The organism is Mucilaginibacter sp. A5337 (genome assembly GCF_059690695.1).
The window spans coordinates 157,393-179,875 of the sequence record NZ_JCAWEC010000009.1 but is presented as its reverse complement, the minus strand read 5'-3'; the positions used below and the strand labels follow the sequence as shown (position 1 = coordinate 179,875).

Below are 22,483 nucleotides of genomic sequence, written 5' to 3'. Positions count from 1 at the left end.
TGGGGGGATTTTCAGGATTGCCGGATTTTTGTTTGAACCAGGATTTGGGAAGATTTTCGGGATTGCTTGATTTTTTTGCTTGGCAGTTGAGAAAAGCAAATCCAATTAATCCTAAAAATCCCCCCAAATCCGGGTTCTGGTTCAGACATTAATCTCAAAATCATCTGCATCCTTTAAAAAGGGCAGCGCGGTGCGTACTTTCTCAACTTCATCACCAATGATACTGAAGGTATACAGGTCTTCTTCATCGCGTTTGTAATAAACTACCTTGCCGTTAGGGTCAATACAGGTAGAATCTCCACTATGATAAACTTCGTTGCCGTCATGACCTACACGGTTAACCGCTATTACGTACGATTGGTTTTCGACAGCACGTGCAGGGATCAGGGTACGCCAGTGTGCCGCCCGGCGCTCGGGCCAGTTGGCTACAACAATGAGCAGGTCGTAAGGGTTTTCGTCGATATTGCGCAGCCATACCGGGAAACGCAGGTCGTAACAGATTACCGGACAAATTTTCCAGCCGTTCAGTTCTACAAAAAGTTTTTTGGTACCTGCAGTGTAAGTATTATGTTCATTGCCAAGTGCAAACAGATGGCGTTTATCATAATGTTCATGCGTTCCGTCGGGACGCATCCAAATTAGCCTGTTGTAGTACTTGCCGCCCTCTTTAATAATAATGGTTCCGGTTATTACGCAGTCATACTGTTTGGCTGTTTTTTCCATCCATTGCATGGTTTTACCATTCATGGGTTCGGCCAGTTCGGCAGCATTCATGGTGAAACCTGTAGTGAACATTTCGGGCAGTATGATGAGATCTGTTTTCTCGCGGATCCCGCCCGAGAGCCTGAGGGTAATATTTTGAAGATTTTTATCGGTATTTTCCCAAAAAAGGTAGCCTTGAAAAACAGTAATTTTTAGATTTTCCATAATAGTTGGTTCATAGTTGATGGATCATGGTTCATGGCAAAAAATGCATGGCGATTGGTTGATCCATACTGATAAAATTTATACAATTTGGCTATGGTTCCTGAACTATGAACCATAGCCAAAATTAAACTTAAAAGATTCGGCCGTGATCCATTAACTATGAACCATTAACCAAAAATTAAATACGAATTAACCTATCAACGGCTTTATCTAAAGTTTCTTGTCTTTTGGCGAAACAAAACCTTAACACATGGTGATCGATCCCCTTGCTGTAAAAAGCCGAAACAGGTATGGATGCTACTCCAAATTCCTTTGCTATTCGGATAGAGAAATCGGCATCTTTTTCGTCGGTTATTCCGAGGTAACTCACTGATTGGAAGTATGATCCGGAGCATGGTAAAAGTTCAAAGCGAGTTTGCTCCAGGCCTTTTCTGAAGTAGTCGCGTTTCTCCCTGAAAAATTCTGCCAGACCAAGATAAGTTTCTTCATTTTTTAAATGCTCGGCAATGGCATATTGGATAGGGGTGTTCACGGCAAACACCAAAAACTGGTGGACCTTCCTGAACTCGCTCATCAGGTAGGCAGGCGCCATGCAATATCCAACCTTCCAGCCGGTGGCATGAAAAGGTTTGCCGAAAGATGCTACGATGAAACTGCGTTGCTGTAATTCGGGATAGCGGGCCATGCTGTGATGGGTTTCGCCATCATAGATCAGGTGTTCGTATACCTCATCGCTTAATATTAGTATGTCCTGGTTTTTAACCAATGCACTTAACTGTTCAATATCTTCCTTATGCAGAATAGTTGCAGTTGGGTTATGCGGCGAGTTAAGGATGATCATTTTTGTTTTTTGGTTGATCAGCCGCTTAACCATGTCCCAGGCTATACGGTAATTGGGTGGCTCAAGTGCCAGCGATTTTACAACGCCGCCCATCAGTTTAATGGCAGGGGCATAACAATCAAAAGCGGGCTCAAAAATGATCACTTCATCATTAGGATGTATTACAGCACTAATAGCCGTAAATATGGCTTGCGTACCGCCTGCTGTTATGGTAATTTCCGTTTCCGGATTATAAATAGCGCCGTAAAGCTTTTCAGTTTTTTCGGCAATGCGTTCTCTTAAAGCCATAACACCAGCCATGGGGGCATATTGATTATGCCCCTCTTTCATAGCTTTATTTACAAGCTCTATCAGATCGGGCGAACAATTGTAGTCGGGAAAACCCTGCGACAGATTTATTGCGCCCAACTCGTTGGCCAGGGCCGACATGACGGTGAATATGGTGGTTCCGGTTTGGGGTAATTTTGAAACAACGGGTATCATCAATGGCTAAAGTAGGGAAAAATCATCACGAACCTATCCACATAACCCGGTATTTTTTGTTTTCGGAAATATTTTAATTTAAAGGTTTAAACATATTATTTGAACCGTGATTCTCGTGATTGAATGATTAACAGGATTTTTCGAACCTGGATGACTATATAGGTTTTACCCTATAAATCAAATCCTATCCATCCGTTAATCCTAAAAATCATGGTTCTATTAATATACTATCCGTGATCTTAGCTATATCATAGCTGATCTTATTAATAAAACCCAGTTGTTCTTTTAGCAGGGCATCTTCGGCCAACACTACCGGTTTTTGGGCTTCAGGATCAATAGCGGGGATTTTACCGATATTAAATTCAATATGTTGTGCTTCCAGCTTTTGACCGGTATCATTTAATACGGTTATGCTTTTTTTAATCAGCTTCATAGCTTCAGGGTGTGCTACCGGTATTTCCTTTTTACTTTGTGCCGATGCTATGGTAGCTATATACGACGAAAGGATATGGTTAAGCACCACAAATTTATGGATGTCCTTTATTTTGCGTTGCTTGCTTTTGGGTTCTGATGTCATACGCTCAAAAGCGGCTGAAAGGTTGGCCGATTTCACATATACTTCCTTGCGCGCCAGTTTGTATGTAGTAATACTGATCATTTTGCCCGAAATGCTTTCTGCAATAGTAACCAGGTAATTGATATTAGCTACAACTACATCCCTCAGGGTTTCCTGAATTTGTTCAAACTCCCAGGTTGGGAATATCAGGTAGCTGGCTACCAACGCAATGGTTGAACCTATAATGGTATCCAAGATCCGTTCCTGCGCTACGTTTAACAATCCAACGCCTAAAAACTTAAATAATATCAATACATAAGGTGTCATGAAAATAACACTCACCACATAATTAAGGCGCTGGAAACTGTAAGCTCCCATCATAAATACCACAAGGAAAATAAACTGCGCTGTAGCATTAGGGATAAAGGTGAGTATGGCTATACCTATAACGCCACCGCCGATGGTGCCTATTAAACGCTGGTAGTTGCGTTGCTTGGAAAGGCTGAAGCCTGGTTTTAATATTACAATAATAGTGAGCAGCACCCAGTAGCTATGGTGGCCTAATGACACCAGTTTGGCCGTAACAAAACCAACTAAGCAAACCAATGCTACCCGGAGTGCATGTTTAAAAGCGCCGGATGCCAGTGTGAAGTTGTCGAAGAAGATATGGGTTGCAAAATCCTGGTGGCTTACAAATGCGGTGTATTCTACGTCGCCCTTGGGCTCGTTTAATGATTCGGCTGCTTTAGAACTGTAGTATTTATATATATTATTGATGCCTTCGCCAAGCGAACGCAGGTTAACCAAAATCTTTTTCAGTACAAGATTGCTGGTTTCCTGGTTGTTTTTGCCGATGGAGTCGATCTTTGTTTTTAGTTTTTCCAGTTCGATATTAAAATCGGTAAGGTGCCGGCGACGCGTGTTGGATAATACAATATAGGCTATATCGTCAAGCTCATCGGCCATATTATGGATAATGCGGGCTATTTCCGTGAGTACGCCGGTATCTTTAAATTTTTCGCGGATATAGGTGTAATCGTAGTGCGTAGCCATGATCTGCTCGTAGATATCAACCAGGTCAACAAAGGTTAAAACTAAAATCCGGCTCGGCGCTGTTGATTCGCGGGCCATAATGCGGCTTTTAAACAGCAGTTCGCGTACGGCATCCTGGTGCTGACTTACCTGGATCTGCTTGGAAACCAACTTGCGATAATTTTCGTCGATATCTGTGTCCGATAAATAGAAATCAGCCTTAATTCTTAAAAAGCGCGCTATATCGGTCACGTTTTCGCCAAGGGCCTGCTGCGCTGCCCGGTAGGGCCGAATGCCAAAAAATAACAGGCTGAAAACCATGTACCATACACCACCGGCCAAAATCTTAGCACTATAACCCAGTACCTCTGGCGCGGCCAATGCTTTATCCATCATAAAGATCATGATGAGCAACGAGCAGGTACCTACAGATGCTGCCCTGTTACCATAAACAGTGAACATAGAAAACAGGAAAGCAAAGAAAGTGATCTCAATACCGAGTGTAATTACGTTGAGCCGCGCAAAGCCGGTAATAACGGCTACCAGAAACAGGCAAAGGTTACCGGCTGCCATGGCATTACGTTTATGCGATACCGGACCCGGGGTGTCGATAACACAGATACATAGCGCGCCCAGTGAAAGCGTAAGGCCAAGATCAAACTTATCAAACTGCATTAGCAGCAGGGAGGGTAGTAAAATACCTATACAGATCCGGATGCCATCAGAAAAATATTGACTGTAAAAAAAACTTTTTATCTCCCTGATGTTTGTAGACATGGTAGTAGCAGCTTTATAAATAACACAACTATTATAAGCAAATTTGTTTATTCGGGCTGTTTTTATTAAATATAATTTATAGCCCCAAAATGGCGTTTTGGATTTCCATAATCTTAAATTTTTGGCATTTTTTTACAAAAATGATATTAATTAAAGAATTGTGTTAATAAATATTTACTTTTTAGTGAATTTAAATTAAAGATCAGTAAATTCACCCCCCGGAAAAGGCCAAAAGCTAAACCAATCAATTTTACCTCAATTTAATTTTTTACTATGTCGCCAACGTTAAAACTCAGCCAAAGAGAAGCAGCCTTCAATAACGAGGTTGTTACCCGATTTGAGTTATATAACAGTTTGTTTCAAACACTTCCGTTTTACCAGGTAAAGGATACCGGTATTTTATTGCCGTTCTTCAGTTCGCATTGCGAAAAGGGTGCCATCACACATGATTCGCCCGATGCTATTATTGAGTCGTTTTTTGAAAAATACGTACCGGATATTGATCATCGCGAGCAGATTAACCGTATGTTCAGATTTATTCAATACATTGAACGCCAGGTGGTTTTGTTTGATGCTATTGAAGATTCATCATTCAATAAGATAGGTAAATTCGATGACAGCGGCACCTTGCAAAGCTTATTGCAGCACGCAGCCATTAGCGATGAAAGCCGCCAGGACATCAGCGAAAAGCTGAAGGATTTTTCCCTTCGCCTGGTACTTACCGCTCACCCAACGCAGTTTTATCCGGGTACAGTACTTGGCATCATGACCGATCTGATTGAGGCGGTAAAAACAAACGATATCAATAGTATCGATGTATTGCTGCAGCAACTGGGTAAAACACCTTTCTTTAATAAAACATCACCAACGCCGGTTGATGAGGCTATCAGCCTTTCCTGGTTTTTGGAAAATATATTTTACCATGCGGTCTCAGACATTCAGGCTAAGCTTGAAGAAGAATTTGATATCGATGCAGCAAGCCGCCAGATCCTGGAATTAGGTTTCTGGCCGGGCGGCGACCGCGATGGTAACCCTAACGTAACTACGCAAACCACCAAGGAAGTTGCCAGCTTTTTAAGACAGCGCCTGTTCCGTTGTTATTACCGCGATTTCAGAACCCTGAAACGCCGTATCACTTTCCGCGGTGTAGAGCAGGCTATGGCCAAATTGGAGAACCTGTTTTATAAAAATGCTAACGAGCAGTTAACACCGGTTAATTTGCAGGGCGAGATACTGGAATTGTTGTTATCTATAAAAGAAGTTATCCTTAAAGATCATGACGGCCTGTTTGTAGATATTGTTGAGGATATGATCCAGAAGGTGCGCCTGTTTGGATGTTATTTTGCCACAATTGACATCAGGCAGGATAGCCGCATTTTGCGTAAGGTATTTGAATATGGTACCCAAAACATTGATACAGGTGTAGCCAAAGGCTATGGTGAGTTGAGCGAGGATGAAAAAGTAAAGAGCATCGTTTTTAAAGAGGCGGATTTTATTTGCCCTGAAGAAGAAAAAGATGCCATGATCCACGATACGCTGGATACCATCAGGCTGGTTAAACAAATTCAGGAAGGTAACGGCGAAAGGGCCTGTCAGCGCTTTATTATCAGTAACTGCCAGCGCGCATCTGATATCCTGCAGCTGATTGACCTGTTTTTATGGAGCGGCTGGAAAAAAGACAGCCTGAGCATTGATTTTATGCCACTGTTTGAAACCGTGAATGACCTTGAGCATGCAGCAGGTATCATGGAGCAACTCTACACACATCCGTTTTATGCCGAGCATCTGAAAAACAGGGGCAGCCAGCAAACTATCATGCTTGGTTTCTCTGACAGTACTAAAGACGGCGGTTACCTGATGGCTAACTGGTCGATATACAAAGCCAAAGTTGAGTTAACCGCTATGGCCCGCAAATACGGTATTCAACTGGCATTTTTTGATGGCAGGGGAGGCCCGCCGGCACGTGGCGGTGGTAAAACACACCGGTTCTACGCGTCGATGGGTAAGGAGATCGCCAACGAGCATATTCAGTTAACCATACAGGGGCAAACCGTAAGTTCGCAATATGGCTCGGTTGAAACTGCAAGGTTTAATATGGAGCAGCTGATTAACGCTGGTGTTATCTCGGCCCTGCATCCTAACCGTAACGATCTGTTGGATAGTCGTCATAAAGAACTTATCCAGCAGATGGCAGACATCAGCTATAAGTTGTTTGTTGATTTACGTGCACATCCTTTATTTGTAGAATATCTCGAAAAATTCAGTCCGCTGAAATTACTGTCGAGGATCAATATCAGCAGTCGCCCAACCAAACGTAATGCGGGTGCTCAATTGAAGCTTGAGGATTTAAGAGCTATCAGCTTCGTAACCTCATGGAGTCAGCTGAAACAAAGTATTCCTGGTTTTTATGGCGTAGGTACAGCACTTAAGCAGGTTAAAGAAAGCGGCGGCTGGGACGAGATCAAAGAGCTTTATCAAACATCGGGTTTCTTTAAAACTATGCTTGATAATTGTATGATGTCCATGTCTAAATCTGACTTCCGCGTTACTGCTTATCTTGAAAAAGATGAAAAATTTGGCGCCTTCTGGAAAATGCTGAAGGATGAATTTGTACTTACCCGCGAAATGCTGCTTGAACTAACCGGCAGTACCGTATTGATGGAAGAATACCCGGTTGAACGCCGTTCTATAGCTATCCGCGAAAAAATCGTATTACCGCTGGTGATCATTCAGCATTATGCGTTACAATGTATTAACTATGAAAAGGATACCGAGCTTAACGATGTATATAATAAGCTGGTGATCCGTACGGTTTACGGTATTGTAAATGCCGGCCGTAATTTGGCTTAGTAGTTTATTGTTTTAATTTATATCCCTATCCATCTGTTAGCAATAGCAGGTGGATTTTTTGTTGTAGGGATGAGGTGAGTGGTTGATTGGGTTGATTAGGTGAATGGTTTGGTGTTAATCTTTTTTTTTTAAGTTATTGATTGTTATTTGTTTGTGTTGAGTATATCCGGAATTTTGTTAACCCTGTTAACCCCTCCTGCCGCTTTCCTCCCGCAGTTTTAAACGTGGAGCCATAGCCGTTAACTTAAGGAAAAAGCGCAGGCTTGTGCGATTCCCCTCTTGAGAGGGGTGGAGGGGTGTGTTTGTGCTTTGACAAACCTACCGCAGAAACACACCCCTGCTACCGCTCATTCCTACGCGCCCCTCTCAAGACTATCGTGTGGACACATCTTTAAAAAATTGTCATTTCGATAGAGCAGCGGCGGATTGAGTGATGGAGCGAAAGAGAAATCTTCTACATCCGGCTCCACAACCATATCTGTAAAAGCAGGGCGTAGAAGATTTCTCCTCGCCTCTGGCGCACAAACCCCACCCTTGGCTCGTCGAAATGACATTTTTTCTATCAATGATAATATTAAAAAGATGTGTCCACATGATAGCTCTCAAGAGGGATTTTAAAGGGGAAATAAATATGCAGCTTGATTTTTACACCCTATTGCCTTTCCCATTTCTTAAGCCTAACTTTAAAAGGTTCAGTACTTTAAACCATTTATCCGATGAAAAAAATCATTATTCCGGTAAGTTTGCTGATTATTGCATCTTCATGTAAACAAAATACTCAAGGTACTATGTATAAATGGCCCGATGTAAAACCGCCCGTTGCCGAAGTTAAACCGCATATCCGCGCCATCCATAATGATACCGTTGCCGATAATTATTACTGGATGATCGACTACTTTAAGAAAGGTCCCGACAGTACCAAAGCTGTAGACTATCTGAAAGCCGAAAACGCTTACCAGGATACCATGATGAGCGGTACTAAAAACTTTCAGAAGGTATTGTTTGATGAAATGAAGGCCAGGATCAAGGAGAAAGATGAATCGGTGCCGGTGTTTAAAAACGGGTACTATTATTACTCCCGTACGGACGAGGGAAAGGAATATTACAAATACTGCCGTAAAAAAGGTAGTCTTGATGCTAAGGAAGAAGTGCTGCTTGATGTGGATGAAATGGCCAAGGGACATAGTTACTATTCGGCAACTGGTTTTAATATCAGCCCGGATAATAAACTGCTGGCTTACGGTATTGATATGGTTTCGCGGAGGCAGTATACCATCCATATCAAAAATCTGGAAACTGGAGAGATCTATACCGATGCAATAGTTAACACCAGCGGCGGATCTGTTTGGGCTAAGGATAATAAAACATTGTTTTACACGGCCAAGAACCCCGAGACACTGCTTACAGAAAAGATTAAACGCCATACCTTAGGCTCAAAAGAAGCTGATGTGGTTGTTTACGAAGAAAAAGATAAATCAAATTACATTGATGTAGATAGGTCAAAATCAGGCGATTATATTTTTATCCAGTCTCGGGCTACTTTATCATCCGAGTTCAGGTACCTGGATGCAGGCAAGCCAAATGAAGCATTTAAGGTTTTTCAGCCACGCATTAAAGATGTATTATATAGTGTAACAGCCCTTGCCGATAAGTTTTTGATAGTAACCAATCAAAATGCCATCAATTTTAAGCTGATGGAATGTCCGCTTGATAAAACCGAGAGCAGTAATTGGAAAGAAGTACTTCCTCACCGCAAGGATGTATTGCTGGAAGGTGTTGAAGAGTTTAAAGATTACATTGTGATCACTGAACGTAAAAATGGCTTGAATCAGTTCAGGGTACGTAACCTTGCATCAAACCAGGAGCATTATGTTGACTTTAAGGAAGCTGCCTATACTATTTATGTAGGTGCTAATCCCGATTATAGCAGTAAGGTATTAAGGTATGGTTATACTTCGCTCACCACGCCATCATCAACCTTTGATTATAATATGGATACCAAAGAATCCAAACTGATGAAGCAGCAGGAGGTTTTGGGTGGCTACAAAGCTGATGATTATGTAACCGAGCGCCTTTATGCAACCGCAACAGATGGTACCAAAGTGCCGATATCATTAGTTTACAAAAAAGGCTTTGAAAAGAATGGCAAGGCTCCTTTACTGCTTTATGGTTACGGTTCATATGGCTACACCAATGATGTATATTTTTCGAGTGCCCGATTGAGTTTGCTTGACAGGGGATTTGTTTTTGCGATGGCCGGCATCAGGGGCGGGCAGGAGATGGGCCGTCAATGGTACCTGGATGGCAAACTGATGAAAAAGAAAAATACCTTTACCGATTTTATCGATTGCGGCAAATACCTTGTTGATCAAAAATATACCAGTAAAGAACACCTGTATGCCGAAGGGGGGAGCGCCGGCGGTTTGCTGATGGGTGCGGTTGCCAATATGGCCCCGGATCTGTGGCATGGTATTATAGCCGAGGTGCCGTTTGTTGATGTGGTGAATACCATGCTTGATGAAAGTATCCCGCTAACTACCAACGAATTTGATGAATGGGGGAATCCTAAAAATGAGGAGGCTTATAAATACATGAAAAGCTATTCGCCTTATGAAAACGTGGAGAAGAAAGCCTATCCAAACATGCTGGTGATAACCGGATTACATGACAGTCAGGTGCAGTATTTTGAGCCTGCCAAATGGGTGGCTAAGCTACGTGCCAATAAAACGGATAACAATGTGCTCATGCTGCATACCAATATGGGTTATGGCCACGGCGGCGCATCGGGCAGGTTTGATTATTTAAAGGAAGAAGCTTTGAATTATGCGTTTTTGTTTGCGCTGGAGAGGATAGAAAAGTAGTGAGTGGTTGATTGGGTTGGTTGGTGAGTGGTTAGTTTTGTAGAAAATATCCCCATATGTCATAGCTACATTCCTACCCATGACAAGTCGTAGAATCCCAGACTTACGAAGTTTTCAAAACTTCGTAAGTCTTCAGGTAATTATCTCCCCGAAATAGATCCCCACATCTTTCAGGCTAATTTCCGATAAGTGGCCGGATAAATAAATCCCCGTTTATTATATTGGGCAAAATCCTCTGCGGTAATGAAATTAGTATCTAAGTTAACCCTATCATTTAACTTGTTTTTTTGCGCGGGCGCTTTGGCTCAGCAGCCTGTTAATATGCACTATTCGGTGTCGATGGAAAAGGCCGCCGATCATTTGTATCATGTTGAGCTCAGCAACAAAACCCACCTCAAAACGCTCGATTTTAAAATGTGCGTTTGGACGCCCGGGTATTACCAATTGATCAACTTTGCGGGCGCGGTTCAAAATTTTACTGTTACTGATGCCAAGGGCAATACGCTGAAATTTGAGAAGCCGACTAAAGATATCTGGAAGGTTAGCAACCCTTCGGCTGGTGACGTCAGGATCTCGTATGATGTAAAAGCCGTTGTTCCCTTTGTAGGCAACGTTTATTTGGATGAAACGCGTGGTTATATCACCCCCGGTGGTTTATTCATGTACCTTGAGCAGGAGTTACGTCACCCGGTTACCATCAAAATGAAGCCTTACAGCAAATGGAAAGATTTGGTGGCTACCGGTTTGGATACGCTTAAAGGGCAATACCATGTTTACAAAGCAGCCGATTTTGATGTGCTTTATGACAGTCCGTTTTTAATGGGCGAACTGGAAGTTTTACCACCTTTCAGCGTGCAAAACAAACCACATAACTTTATCGGTTATCAGCTGCCCGCTTTCGACAGGCAGGGATTTATGGACGATCTGAAAAAGATTGTAGTAACCGGCAGTAATATCATTGGCGAAATACCTTATACGCACTATACTTTTCTGTCGATAGGTGCAGGTGGCGGCGGTATTGAGCACTTGAACTCAACTTCATTAAGTTTTAGTGGCGGCGAAGGGTTTAACACGCCCGAAGCTCGTAAAAAGCTTTACAATTTTATAGCTCACGAATATTTTCACCATTACAATGTAAAACGCATCAGGCCGGTTGAGCTTGGTCCGTTTGATTACTCGAAGGAGAACCATACCAATATGCTTTGGGTATCTGAAGGGTTTACAGTTTATTATGAATACATGATAACCAGGCACGCCGGTTTAATGAATAACGAAGATATGTTCGGCGATTTTCAGAGCAATCTGCGTAACTACGAAAACCAGCCGGGGCATTTATATCAATCGGCAACGCAGGCGAGTTACAATACCTGGGACGACGGACCTAACGGCAGGCAGGGCGATGACTTTAATAAAACCATCTCTTACTATGATAAAGGACCGATTTTGGGTTTGATGCTCGATTTTAGCATTCGCCACGCTACGCAAAATAAAAAAACGCTTGATGATGTAATGCGTTTGCTTTACTATAAATATTACAAAAAGTTAAACCGTGGTTTTACAGAGCGGGAGTTCAGGAACGAATGTGAAAAAATGGCCGGTGTGCCTTTAACAGAGGTATTTGAATATGCATCGACTGTTAAACCACCGGATTATCCAAAGTATTTTGCCTATGGCGGTTTAGCTGTAGATACGGCAACAACCACAGTTTCAAACGCCTGGGCCGGGTTAAACATGCGCCAGGTGCGTGATACCATGCGCGTCACCACAGTGGCTTACCAATCACCCGCCTGGAATGCCGGTATTCGCGGTCGCAGCGTTGTTTTAAAAATTGATGGGGAGGCGGCTAATCCGGAAGCCTTGGGTAAGGCACTCGATAACCGTAAAGAAGGCGATGTGGTGAAGTTTACCATTCTGAAAAATGGCGAAACAAAAGATATAAACGTAACGCTCGGCAAAAAGCGTGAAAAATCATTCAGGATAACTCCCTTGCCAAACCCTGATCAGCTGCAGGCTGTCATTTTTAAAAGCTGGACAGAAGGGAAGTAGCCGGTTTCCCCGGCTTTTTTTGTAAGAATAGGTACACGCTATTTTTTATGATTTACTGTATATTAAATCATAAAAAAATAGCGTTTGGGTTTCATTATAAACTTAACCTATCCAAATCAATGAAAAACTTCCTGGTGCTTTTATGCCTCTTAATGTGCTTTTTTAGCTGCAATAAATCAAATGGCCAAAATCAACAAGATTTATTAAATGGCGATTTTGAAAAAATAAATCATAAAAGTAAATATCCCGAGGGTTGGAACCATACCGACGGCCGTGATTATAAACATGCAATAGACAGCGTTGTTGTGCAGCATGGTAAATATGCGCTGTCAATTGCTTCGGCGGTGGATAGTGCCGGATATAGTATTGTTAGCTTCGCCATTCCAAAGAGATTTGAAGGAAATGAGATTGAACTAAAAGGATACTTGAAACTTGAAGGTGTTGGCTCTGGTTTTGCAGGATTGTGGCTTGGGGTGGGCGGTACTTCCGCTTTTGACAATATGCAGCGCCGAAATATCCGCGGTACAAGCGACTGGAAACAATATAGCATCAAATTACCATACAATAGCCAAAAGGCAATTAATGTAATTGGTGGTGCGCTTTTGGCAGGTAAAGGAAAAATTTGGGTTGATAATTTACAATTGTTTATTGATGGTAAGCCCATCGAAAATGTACCGTCGAAAGAGATAGTCCGGGCAAAAGCTGAGTTGGATACGGCTTTCACAAATGGTTCGGGAATTAATACCATTACACTTAATCAGCAGGCAACTACCAATTTGAGACTACTTGCTCAGGTTTGGGGCTTTTTAAAATATCATCATCCTGCTGTAGCTAAAGGAGATTATAATATGGATGCCGAGCTCTTTAGGGTGATGCCGGCTGTTATAAAAGCCCGCAATAATAACGAGTTGAGCCAAGCGCTTGAGCAGTGGGCAGATAAGTTTGGTAAAGTGAATGTTTGTGACGATTGTAAAACTGATATTGATAGAGCGGTTAAGCCCACGCCCGATTATGGAAATCTGTTTGATCATTCGGTACTTAGTAAATCATTTACTGATAAACTCCGCTTTATTTTGAATAATCATAAAATCAGCGAAAGTTATTATGTAAGCATGGCTGAGGGTGTAGGTAATCCCTTGTTTGATCATGAAAATGGATATTATAGAATGAAATATCCTGACGCAGGCTACCGCTTGCTTTGCTTGTTTAGATATTGGAATATGGTGCAGTACTTTTTTCCTTACAAACATTTGATAGGAAAAGATTGGAACCAAACCTTGCCCGAGTTTATTCCTCAGTTTATTGGCAATAAAAATTCAACAGAATATATACTCACCACGCTTAAGCTTATCAGTAGCATCCACGATACGCATGCTAATATCTGGAGTGGCAATGCCGAGTTAGAAGACTATCGAGGTAAATACCGCCCATCATTTAAGGCCCGGTTTGTGGAGAATAAACTGGTGATAACCGGCTTTGAGTCTGATTCGCTTGCTGTTAAAGAAAAGTTAAGGATAGGGGATGTGATAACTGCTATTAATGGTATTACGGTTGATGAACTGATCAGAAAATATCTGCCCATAACTGCTGCCTCCAATTACGCAACACAGTTAAGAGATATGCCGGGCAACTATTTACTACGCACCAATAACCCGCATTTTGAATTTACAATACAACGCGATGGAAATACAATAAATGCGGCAAATGAGGGCGTACTTGTTTCCAAGGCTAGGTTAATGGATTATAGCAACAAAAGTGTTAAGGACCCGGGTTATTATTTGGTTAACGAGCAGATAGGCTACCTGTATCCGGCAAAATATCACAATGCAAACCTACCTGCTATCAGGGAGATGTTTAAGAACACGAAGGGTATTATTATAGATATGCGTTGTTATCCTTCGGAGTTTATGCCCTTTACCTTTGGCGCGTACATAAAATCGGGCGCTGCGCCATTTGTTAAGTTTACAAACGGAAGTATTAATCGGCCAGGGATATTTGTAGAAACAGCGCCGCTCAACATACAGCCGGATAATCCTTATCAAGGTAAAGTTATAGTAATTGTAAATGAGCAATCACAAAGCCAGGCCGAGTATACCACGATGGCTTTTCAGAGCTCGCCCAATGTTAGGGTTATAGGGAGCACAACGGCTGGAGCAGATGGTAATATATCGCAAATTACTTTGCCGGGCGGCATAAGTTCCCTGTTTTCGGGAATAGGGATTTTATATCCGGATGGAACGCAAACGCAGCGCAAGGGCGTAAAAATTGACGTTGTAGTAAAACCTACCATTAAAGGAATTAAAGCAGGAATTGATGAGCCGCTTGAAAAGGCAAAAGCTTTGATCATGGAGTAGGTTGATGGGCTGAGTGGTTGGTTTAATTTTTAAATAAAACTGCGTTAGCGATAGGAGCGGATACCGGCCTGTGCGTAAAGCTTGCAGGCGTATGAGCGTATAGCGCGGGCCGGAGGTAACGCCATTATTAATTTCAGAGTTGGGATTTTTGATTTCGGATTTATTTATGTCTGAACCGGAATTAAACAAATTAAAGATTTTATCGAATGTGCCTGAAATTCTGTCAATTCTTTAATTCCAGAAATTCGAGTTCAGACAATAATAAGCACTTACTTAATCAGCCAGCAACCATTAACTCTATAAAAACAGCCACTCAACTAATCCAACCCAGTCAACCATTCATTAACCATCAAAAACAAATCTGCCCACCCCTTGCTTTTGCATAATTAATCACTATCTTTGCACCCACAATTAATAAAATAGTTAACGCTTTAATATTATTCAAGTAATGTATTTAGGTAAAGAAGCAAAGGCAGAGATCTTTGCAAAACATGGTAAATCAGCAGCTGACACAGGTTCAGCCGAAGGTCAGGTAGCTTTATTTACTACTCGTATTGCTCACTTAACAGGGCATTTGAAAAAAAACAAAAAGGATTTTTCAACTCAATTATCGCTACAAAAATTAGTAGGTAAACGCCGTGCATTACTTGCTTACCTGTATAATAAAGACATTGAAAGGTACCGTGCTATCATCAAAGCTTTACAGCTAAGGGATATCATTAAGTAATTCTCTCCTTTTTTATTTAAAAGCCATCCCCATTTTAGGATGGCTTTTTTACTTTTGAAACATATATTTACACACATATAATCCGATGCGCTCCCGAAGATGAAAAGTGCATCACAAACAAAAAAAGATGAGTTTAAACGTAATTAAAAAAGTTATTGATCTGGGCGACGGACGCACCATTGAGATCGAAACAGGTAAGTTGGCCAAACAAGCTGATGGCTCGGTAGTGGTAAAAATGGGTGATACCATGTTACTGGCTACTGTTGTATCATCGCCTGAAGCTAAAGAAGGTGTTGACTTTTTGCCATTATCTGTTGACTACCAGGAAAAATACGCTGCAACAGGCCGTATCCCGGGTGGTTTTTTACGCCGCGAGGCCCGTTTATCAGACTATGAGGTTTTGATCTCACGTTTGGTTGACCGTGCTTTGCGTCCATTATTCCCGGAAGATTATCACGCTGATACACAAGTGATGATTTCATTAATATCTGCCGACAAAGATATCATGCCTGATGCTCTTGCCGGCTTAGCTGCTTCTGCTGCTTTAGCTGTTTCTGATATTCCTTTCAATGGCCCAATATCTGAAGTACGTGTTGCTAAGATCGACGGCAAATTGGTTATTAACCCAACCCTGAGCGCGCTTGAAAACGCAACTTTAGAATTTATTGTTGCAGGTAGCGAGCACGATATCAACATGGTTGAAGGTGAATCGAAAGAGATTCAGGAAGATGAATTGGTTGAGGCTATCAAATTTGCTCATGCTGCTATCAAAGTACAATGTTTGGCTCAAAAAGAACTAACCATTGAAGTTGGTAAAACCGAAAAACGCGTTTACAGCCATGAGCACAGCAATGAGGATTTGAAAAAAGCCATCTACGCTGCTACTTATGACAAGGTATATGCTGTTGCTTCTTCAGCCTCTGCAAAAGATGAGCGCGCTGTGAAATTCAAACAAGTTCGTGACGAGTATATCGAAACTCTTGGCGAGATTGATGATATCACCAAAACACTTGCTAAAAAATATTACCACGATGTTGAGTATGATGCTATCCGTAACCTTGTATTAGACGAAGGCAAACGTTTAGACGGTCGTACTACTACTCAGATCCGCCCGATATGGAGCGAAGTTGGTTATTTGCCATCTGCTCACGGTTCGGCTGTATTTACCCGTGGCGAAACTCAATCATTAACTTCCGTAACCTTAGGTGCTAAGGATGACGAGCAAATGATTGACGGTGCTTTCATCAACGGTTACCAGAAATTCATGTTACACTACAACTTCCCTGGTTTTTCAACCGGCGAGGTTAGGCCTAACAGGGGTGCCGGTCGTCGTGAAATTGGTCACGGTAACCTGGCTCAGCGTTCATTGAAACAAGTATTACCTTCTGAAGATGAAAACCCATACACTATCCGTGTAGTTTCTGATATTTTGGAATCAAACGGTTCGTCATCAATGGCTACAGTATGCGCGGGTACATTGGCTTTGATGGATGCTGGTGTTAAAATTAAAGAGCCTGTATCAGGTATTGCAATGGGCTTGATCACCAATGAAATGGGTACCAAATATGCTATCCTTTCTGATATCCTTGGTGATGAAGACCACTTGGGCGATATGGACTTTAAAGTAACCGGTACCAAAAACGGTATCGTTGCTGTTCAGATGGACCTGAAGATCAATGGTCTTTCGTACGAGGTGTTAGCCAATGCGTTAAACCAGGCTAAAGACGGTCGTTTACATATCCTTGGCGAAATGGCTAAAACCATTACCGAGGCACGTGCCGACTACAAACCGCACGCTCCACGTATTGTTACCATTAAAATTGATAAAGAATTTATTGGTGCAGTTATCGGGCCAGGTGGTAAAATTATCCAGGAAATGCAGCGTGAAACAGGCGCAACCATTTCTATCGAGGAAAAAGACAACCAGGGTATCGTTCAGATCTTTGCAGATAACAAAGCTTCTATTGATGCAGCTTTAGGCCGTATCCGCGCTATCGCTTCAAAACCAGAAGTAGGCGAAATTTACGAAGGCAAAGTGAAATCGATCATGCCTTTCGGTGCGTTTGTTGAGATCATGCCTGGTAAAGATGGTTTGCTGCATATATCTGAAATTGATCACCGCCGTATTGAAACTATGGATGGTATCTTCCAGATAGGTGACGAGGTAAGGGTAAAACTGCTTGACGTTGATAAGCAAGGTAAACTGAAACTATCGCGCAAAGTTTTATTGCCGAAACCGGAGCCAAAACAGAATAACTAAGCAATTTTTTATAATAACAAAACCCTCTTTATGAGGGTTTTGTTATTTAGTTTTAATTTTTTTTAATTTTTTTAAAACAAAAAGCGGATGTTTAAACTTATTAACTGTTAAGATATAGTTAGTAAAACCATAATTCCGATCCTGTTTGATAAAAAAATGACCCCTGCTACTAATAATGATCCTTTAGATTTCCTGAATAAAAATTCGGCTGGAATGCAGGCGGGTACTCAGACTGATTTGGTTCAGCAGTTGCTGTATGAAATAATCAGGGTTAAAGAAATTATTGTTTATTACGACTCCATCCCAAATGGGGGCGGTCAGCTGGGTTCATCTATCCTTAATGAACTTGTTTCAGAAGCCTATCAGTCGCTGGTTAATTATGATACCGTGCTGATGAGAAAATATTACGATTTGTTGTTGAATTGCGATTAAGGCTGAAGCAAAATTTTTGTCTGAACTCGAATTAAACGAATTTTGTGAATTTATCGAATTTTGTCTCCGCTGTCCTTCTTCTATTCTGTTGATTCGAATAATCCATTTAATTCGAGTTCTGATGATCTACAGTAACAATATATCTATCTGATGTGCGTGAACCATGCCTACAACCGGCGACCATGCAAATACCGTAAACCGGCCATCCTGAGAGGCAACCAGTGCTAAGGCATCCTTTTGGTCGAAAACAAACTGTGCGGCTGCCAAATGCCTTGTACCGCCATTTTGAGCAGGATGGATCACCCGGGTTGAGCAGCCAACAATAGGTTCTGTTACCACAATCTCTTCGATAGGCGAACTTTTTTCTGAGCGGCCTATTTTGGCACCGAAAGCCAGCAACTCGTGTTTATCATTTATTAGGGTAGCGCCGTCTATCGAAGTTAATCCGCCTATGGTATCAACCGCACGGCGCATTTTTTCCTGCCATGAGGTGTGGTAACGGTCGATGCCTTCGTGAATCATCAGATCGGTAAGCCCTGAAAAGGGAGGATCAACAGGGTAGGAGATCGGGGTAATAATAGATTTGCGCCATTCTTCGCTTTCGGAGGGTACAACTAATAATATGCCACCACGTTTGTGGGCTTGCATAGAAGTAGCCAGTTGAACTAATACGTTTACCGGATCATTCCACAGGGATGGCAAAGTAAAATCAAGCATGGCCGAAAGTACATTAGGACAATCAGAAATGCTGGAGCCGTGCTCGTCAACTACTTTAATGTCATCGCCTTTTAATATGGCTATATTTACAAATTTGCCAAAACCCTCGATACGGCGATGTTTGATCACCAGCAATCCGGGTTCAATTACTTCCAGTACAAAACAGTAAGCCGGAATAGCCAGGGTGGTTCCCCAGATGTATAGTTCATCATCTTCTATCCAGATGCCTAAATGAATGCCCGGCTGTTGTACTGCCGAAGCAAATTTGGTCAGGATATTAGGTGCGAGTTTAATTTTGCCGCCAAACAACAACGGCTGACCGGCGGCTTCGGGCGGCAAAAAAGCCAGGGTGAATTTTGGTGAAAATCCTTCTTCCCGGCGCAAACTTGCCCAAAATGAGATATCGATAAGTGATTCGATAGTGGTGCAGCTGGGAGTAGGCGCAAGGTCTATCTCGTTGTTATCGGCAAGCGCTTTGGCATGAAAATGCCTGAAATGCCTTTCGATAATGGTTGCCACTTTACCGGCTGCTTTATATGTAGGTCCTGAACTCAAAGTTTTGGTGGTGTCTTTCATTTAAATACTTATCTCAAAAGTAAAGCTAAATAAACAGGCTTACAAACAAACGCCTCAATATTGCAATTGGCGGATAATTGGTTTAAATGGCTAAATTTTAAACATATTTAAACACTACATTGTCAGCTGTTTATCATACTTGCATGCAATTATCTGCCTAACGTCAGTTGTTAATGTACGTTAAATTTTTTTCAGATTTATTGTAGCAATTTTGCACCCGGAAACGATAATATAATCATGAAACTGCTATCGCACATCATATCACTTACGCTGCCTGATACTACACCATTGCAGGTTTCAGCGCTTTTAAACTTAGGTTTAACTTATGTACAACAGGGCTTCAACAAGGTTTTTCATAAAGAGCAAAAAAATGAAAATCCTTGTGCACAATTGCAACCTTGTATGTAAGCAGCATTAAATTAAAGTAACAGGGTCTATACATGCAATTTATCTATAAATTTGCGGCATGGATCAGCTATCGGCTGCGGGTAAATCAAAAATGCGGATTGCCAACAGTGTATTCTTCTTTGTTTCGGGCTTCGGTTATTCTTCGTGGGCCTCGCGTATTCCATCTATAAAACATCAGCTTAATTTAAATGAAGCCCAGTTAGGGGTTGTGCTGTTTGCTATGCCTGTCGGCCTGATACTTACCATGCCTTTAACTGCCAAAATGATCAAGCATTTCAGCAGTCGTGTAATGATGCTGATAGGAGCATTGGCATTTAGCCTGGTGCTTTGTTTGCCCGGCTTTGCGGCGTATATGTGGCAGTTAATTGTTGTTTTATTTTTTATAGGTTCTACACGTAATATATTGGGTTTGTCCATGAATTCACAGGCCGTTGGGATCCAGGCTTTGTATGATAAATCCATTATGGTAACGTTTCACGGCATCTGGAGCCTGGCCGGCTTCGGCGGGGCTGCAGTAGGTTATGTAATGGTGTTGTTTAACGTGGCCCCGTCATATCATTTATTGTTTGTGGGAGTAGCGATGCTGGTTCTCTCAGTAATATTTTATCCGTCGACATATGATTACCAGCCAGCCGAAACACCCAACAAATCGGTATTTTCTATGCCTGATAAACATTTGCTTAAATTTTCGTTGATCTGTTTTGCTTCAATGGCCTGCGAAAACACTTTGTACGACTGGAGCGGCGTTTATTTTGAAAAGGTTGTACATGCTACCAAATCATTCGCTGAAGCCGGTTTTGTAGTTTACATGGTTACCATGACCATCGGCCGGTTTGCAGGCGATAGGGTAGTATCTGCCATTGGCATTAAAAAGGTTTTAACTTACAGCAGCGCATTGGTTCTGTCGGGGCTGCTGGTATCTGTGTTTTTGCCATATACATTAACTGTTTATTTGGGCTACGCTATGATAGGTATGGGCGTATCGTGTATAGTGCCACTGGTATTTAGCATGGCCGGTAAATCCAAAACAATGAACAGCAGCCAGGCATTGGCGGCTATATCTACGGTGGGATATCTTGGCTTTGTTATCATACCGCCAATAGTTGGCTTTATTGCCCAGATAGCCAACCTGCAGATTGCTTTCTTCGTTGTTGCCGCTTTTGCCGCCATGATGATATGGATGGTAAGGAAAATTGAAGACGAGCCTGCGGTATCATAGTTTTGTCAAATAAGTTCATCCATATAACTTCGATTCTGTTTTAGCTTATAATTGTAATATCAAATCAGCCGGTTTGATATTACATCTGCAAAAAATGAGCACAAACATTACCGAAACCAACGTACAACCGTCAACCGAATTGTTTATCAAGATGGTAGTTTCCAATTGGGAACTACAAAACAGTCGCTTAAATGGTTTACTCGATAAACTGACTGACGAAGCCATCGCTGCTGAAACGGCCCCCGGCCGAAACAGCGGTGTTTACCTGTTGGGGCACCTTACTGCTGTTAGTGATGGAATGTTTAGCTATTTAGGCCTGGGTGAGAGGCTTTATCCTCAGCTCGATCAAATATTTGTGAAAAGTCCTGAAAATTCAGGTTTGGAGAAACTTTCATTGGCCGAACTGAAACAATATTGGGCTAAAGTAAATGAGGTTTTAACTGAAAGGATGAATGCCATGCAGCCCGAAGATTGGTTTAAGCCGCATAGCGCTATTTCTGCGGATGATTTTGTAAAAGAGCCGCACCGTAACAGATTGAATATCCTGATTAATCGTACTATACACCAGGGCTATCATATTGGGCAATTGGTTTACCTGGTAAAAAAATAAGCGTTTGCCGACTGGATTTGCCCAAAAAGGTTTAATCCATGACAATTGGATGAAACGTTTTTTACAAAGGGATGGTAAATAATCTCTAAAACCGTTATACTTTTGCTTAACACTGTTAAATGATTTAATAGTGTAATCGAAATGGCAAGTAAAGAACGAATTCAGCGCTTAAAAGAGGAAACCAGGGTCAATATTCTGGATGCCGCGCTCCACATAGTTAAGCATGAAGGCTGGCAAGCCTTAAGCATGCGTAAAATTGCTGACGTAATTGAATATACCGCCCCTATTATATATGAATACTTTGCAAATAAAGATGCCATACTAATGGAACTTACCCGCAAAGGTTATTTGATATTAGCCAAAGATATGGAGGTAGCAAAAGAAAACTATCTGCGTCCTGAAGAGCAACTGGAGGCTATGTGGCTTGCATACTGGAATTTTGCTTTTGATAATAAGGAACTTTACCAGGTTATGTTTGGCGTACAGATGAACTGCTGCTGCGAGATGGTAAAAGCAATGCCCGAAGCGCAGCGTTTCACTACCATGATCAGCGAGGCTATTATGCAGGTTATGCATATAAAGGATATCAACGACGAAATGATTTGTACCAAATACTACACTTTTTGGTCGGTTGTACATGGATTGGTATCTATAAACTTACTAAGCAGAGGTTTCTCTGACGAAGTTAACCGACAGGTTTTGAAAGATACCATAGGCGGTATTATCAGGTCGATGAAAGATGCTGTTCTTTTGTGACCTGGAAACAACACTGTTAAATTATCTTACAGTGTTAAGTAACTGTTAAGC

15 protein-coding genes are annotated in these 22,483 nt (G+C 41.8%); 11 read left to right on the top strand and 4 right to left on the bottom strand.

The window, feature by feature from the left end; translation table 11 throughout:
* Window positions 1–141 precede the first annotated feature (141 nt).
* The 3 genes from AC59JO_RS26300 to AC59JO_RS26290 form a co-directional block, all read right to left on the bottom strand.
* The gene (locus AC59JO_RS26300; protein ID WP_497309200.1) at window positions 142–927 is read right to left on the bottom strand and encodes an amidohydrolase; all 786 of its coding nucleotides are present in this window, start codon (window positions 925–927) and stop codon (window positions 142–144) included.
* A 178-nt stretch (window positions 928–1,105) separates the two neighbouring features.
* The gene (locus AC59JO_RS26295; RefSeq protein WP_497309198.1) at window positions 1,106–2,251 is read right to left on the bottom strand and encodes a methionine aminotransferase; all 1,146 of its coding nucleotides are present in this window, start codon (window positions 2,249–2,251) and stop codon (window positions 1,106–1,108) included.
* A gap of 208 nt (window positions 2,252–2,459) precedes the next feature.
* Window positions 2,460–4,616: an FUSC family membrane protein gene (locus AC59JO_RS26290; RefSeq protein WP_413668574.1), complete on the bottom strand. Its 2,157-nt coding sequence runs from the start codon at window positions 4,614–4,616 to the stop codon at window positions 2,460–2,462.
* Window positions 4,617–4,889: 273 nt separating this feature from the next.
* On the opposite strand from AC59JO_RS26290, the gene AC59JO_RS26285 reads away from it, so the two are divergent.
* The 7 genes from AC59JO_RS26285 (at window position 4,890) to AC59JO_RS26255 (ending at window position 18,146) form a co-directional block, all read left to right on the top strand.
* Window positions 4,890–7,466, top strand: a complete 2,577-nt coding sequence (locus AC59JO_RS26285) for a phosphoenolpyruvate carboxylase (protein ID WP_413668573.1) — start codon at window positions 4,890–4,892, stop codon at window positions 7,464–7,466.
* Window positions 7,467–8,182: 716 nt separating this feature from the next.
* On the top strand, window positions 8,183–10,327 hold the full coding sequence (locus AC59JO_RS26280; protein ID WP_497309195.1) for a S9 family peptidase: 2,145 nt from the start codon (window positions 8,183–8,185) through the stop codon (window positions 10,325–10,327).
* 243 nt (window positions 10,328–10,570) lie between these two features.
* Window positions 10,571–12,373: a M61 family metallopeptidase gene (locus AC59JO_RS26275; protein WP_497309193.1), complete on the top strand. Its 1,803-nt coding sequence runs from the start codon at window positions 10,571–10,573 to the stop codon at window positions 12,371–12,373.
* Window positions 12,374–12,492: 119 nt separating this feature from the next.
* Window positions 12,493–14,727, top strand: coding sequence for a S41 family peptidase (locus tag AC59JO_RS26270; RefSeq protein WP_497309191.1), 2,235 nt, complete (start codon window positions 12,493–12,495; stop codon window positions 14,725–14,727).
* A gap of 448 nt (window positions 14,728–15,175) precedes the next feature.
* Window positions 15,176–15,454: a 30S ribosomal protein S15 gene (rpsO, locus tag AC59JO_RS26265; protein WP_090524765.1), complete on the top strand. Its 279-nt coding sequence runs from the start codon at window positions 15,176–15,178 to the stop codon at window positions 15,452–15,454.
* A 127-nt stretch (window positions 15,455–15,581) separates the two neighbouring features.
* Window positions 15,582–17,714, top strand: a complete 2,133-nt coding sequence (pnp, locus tag AC59JO_RS26260) for a polyribonucleotide nucleotidyltransferase (RefSeq protein ID WP_497309189.1) — start codon at window positions 15,582–15,584, stop codon at window positions 17,712–17,714.
* A gap of 156 nt (window positions 17,715–17,870) precedes the next feature.
* Window positions 17,871–18,146 (top strand): hypothetical protein, encoded by a 276-nt coding sequence (locus AC59JO_RS26255; protein ID WP_091210495.1) that lies wholly within the window; start codon window positions 17,871–17,873, stop codon window positions 18,144–18,146.
* A gap of 126 nt (window positions 18,147–18,272) precedes the next feature.
* On the opposite strand, the gene AC59JO_RS26250 is transcribed toward AC59JO_RS26255, so the two are convergent.
* On the bottom strand, window positions 18,273–19,439 hold the full coding sequence (locus AC59JO_RS26250; RefSeq protein WP_091210494.1) for a putative sensor domain DACNV-containing protein: 1,167 nt from the start codon (window positions 19,437–19,439) through the stop codon (window positions 18,273–18,275).
* 237 nt (window positions 19,440–19,676) lie between these two features.
* Between AC59JO_RS26250 and AC59JO_RS26245 the strand changes: the two genes are divergently transcribed.
* The 4 genes from AC59JO_RS26245 (at window position 19,677) to AC59JO_RS26230 (ending at window position 22,432) form a co-directional block, all read left to right on the top strand.
* On the top strand, window positions 19,677–19,847 hold the full coding sequence (locus tag AC59JO_RS26245) for a hypothetical protein (RefSeq protein WP_158604066.1): 171 nt from the start codon (window positions 19,677–19,679) through the stop codon (window positions 19,845–19,847).
* A gap of 58 nt (window positions 19,848–19,905) precedes the next feature.
* Window positions 19,906–21,066, top strand: a complete 1,161-nt coding sequence (locus tag AC59JO_RS26240) for an MFS transporter (RefSeq protein ID WP_497309186.1) — start codon at window positions 19,906–19,908, stop codon at window positions 21,064–21,066.
* Window positions 21,067–21,160: 94 nt separating this feature from the next.
* Window positions 21,161–21,676: a DinB family protein gene (locus AC59JO_RS26235; protein WP_497309184.1), complete on the top strand. Its 516-nt coding sequence runs from the start codon at window positions 21,161–21,163 to the stop codon at window positions 21,674–21,676.
* 141 nt (window positions 21,677–21,817) lie between these two features.
* On the top strand, window positions 21,818–22,432 hold the full coding sequence (locus AC59JO_RS26230; RefSeq protein WP_121227285.1) for a TetR/AcrR family transcriptional regulator: 615 nt from the start codon (window positions 21,818–21,820) through the stop codon (window positions 22,430–22,432).
* The last annotated feature ends 51 nt before the right edge of the window (window positions 22,433–22,483 follow it).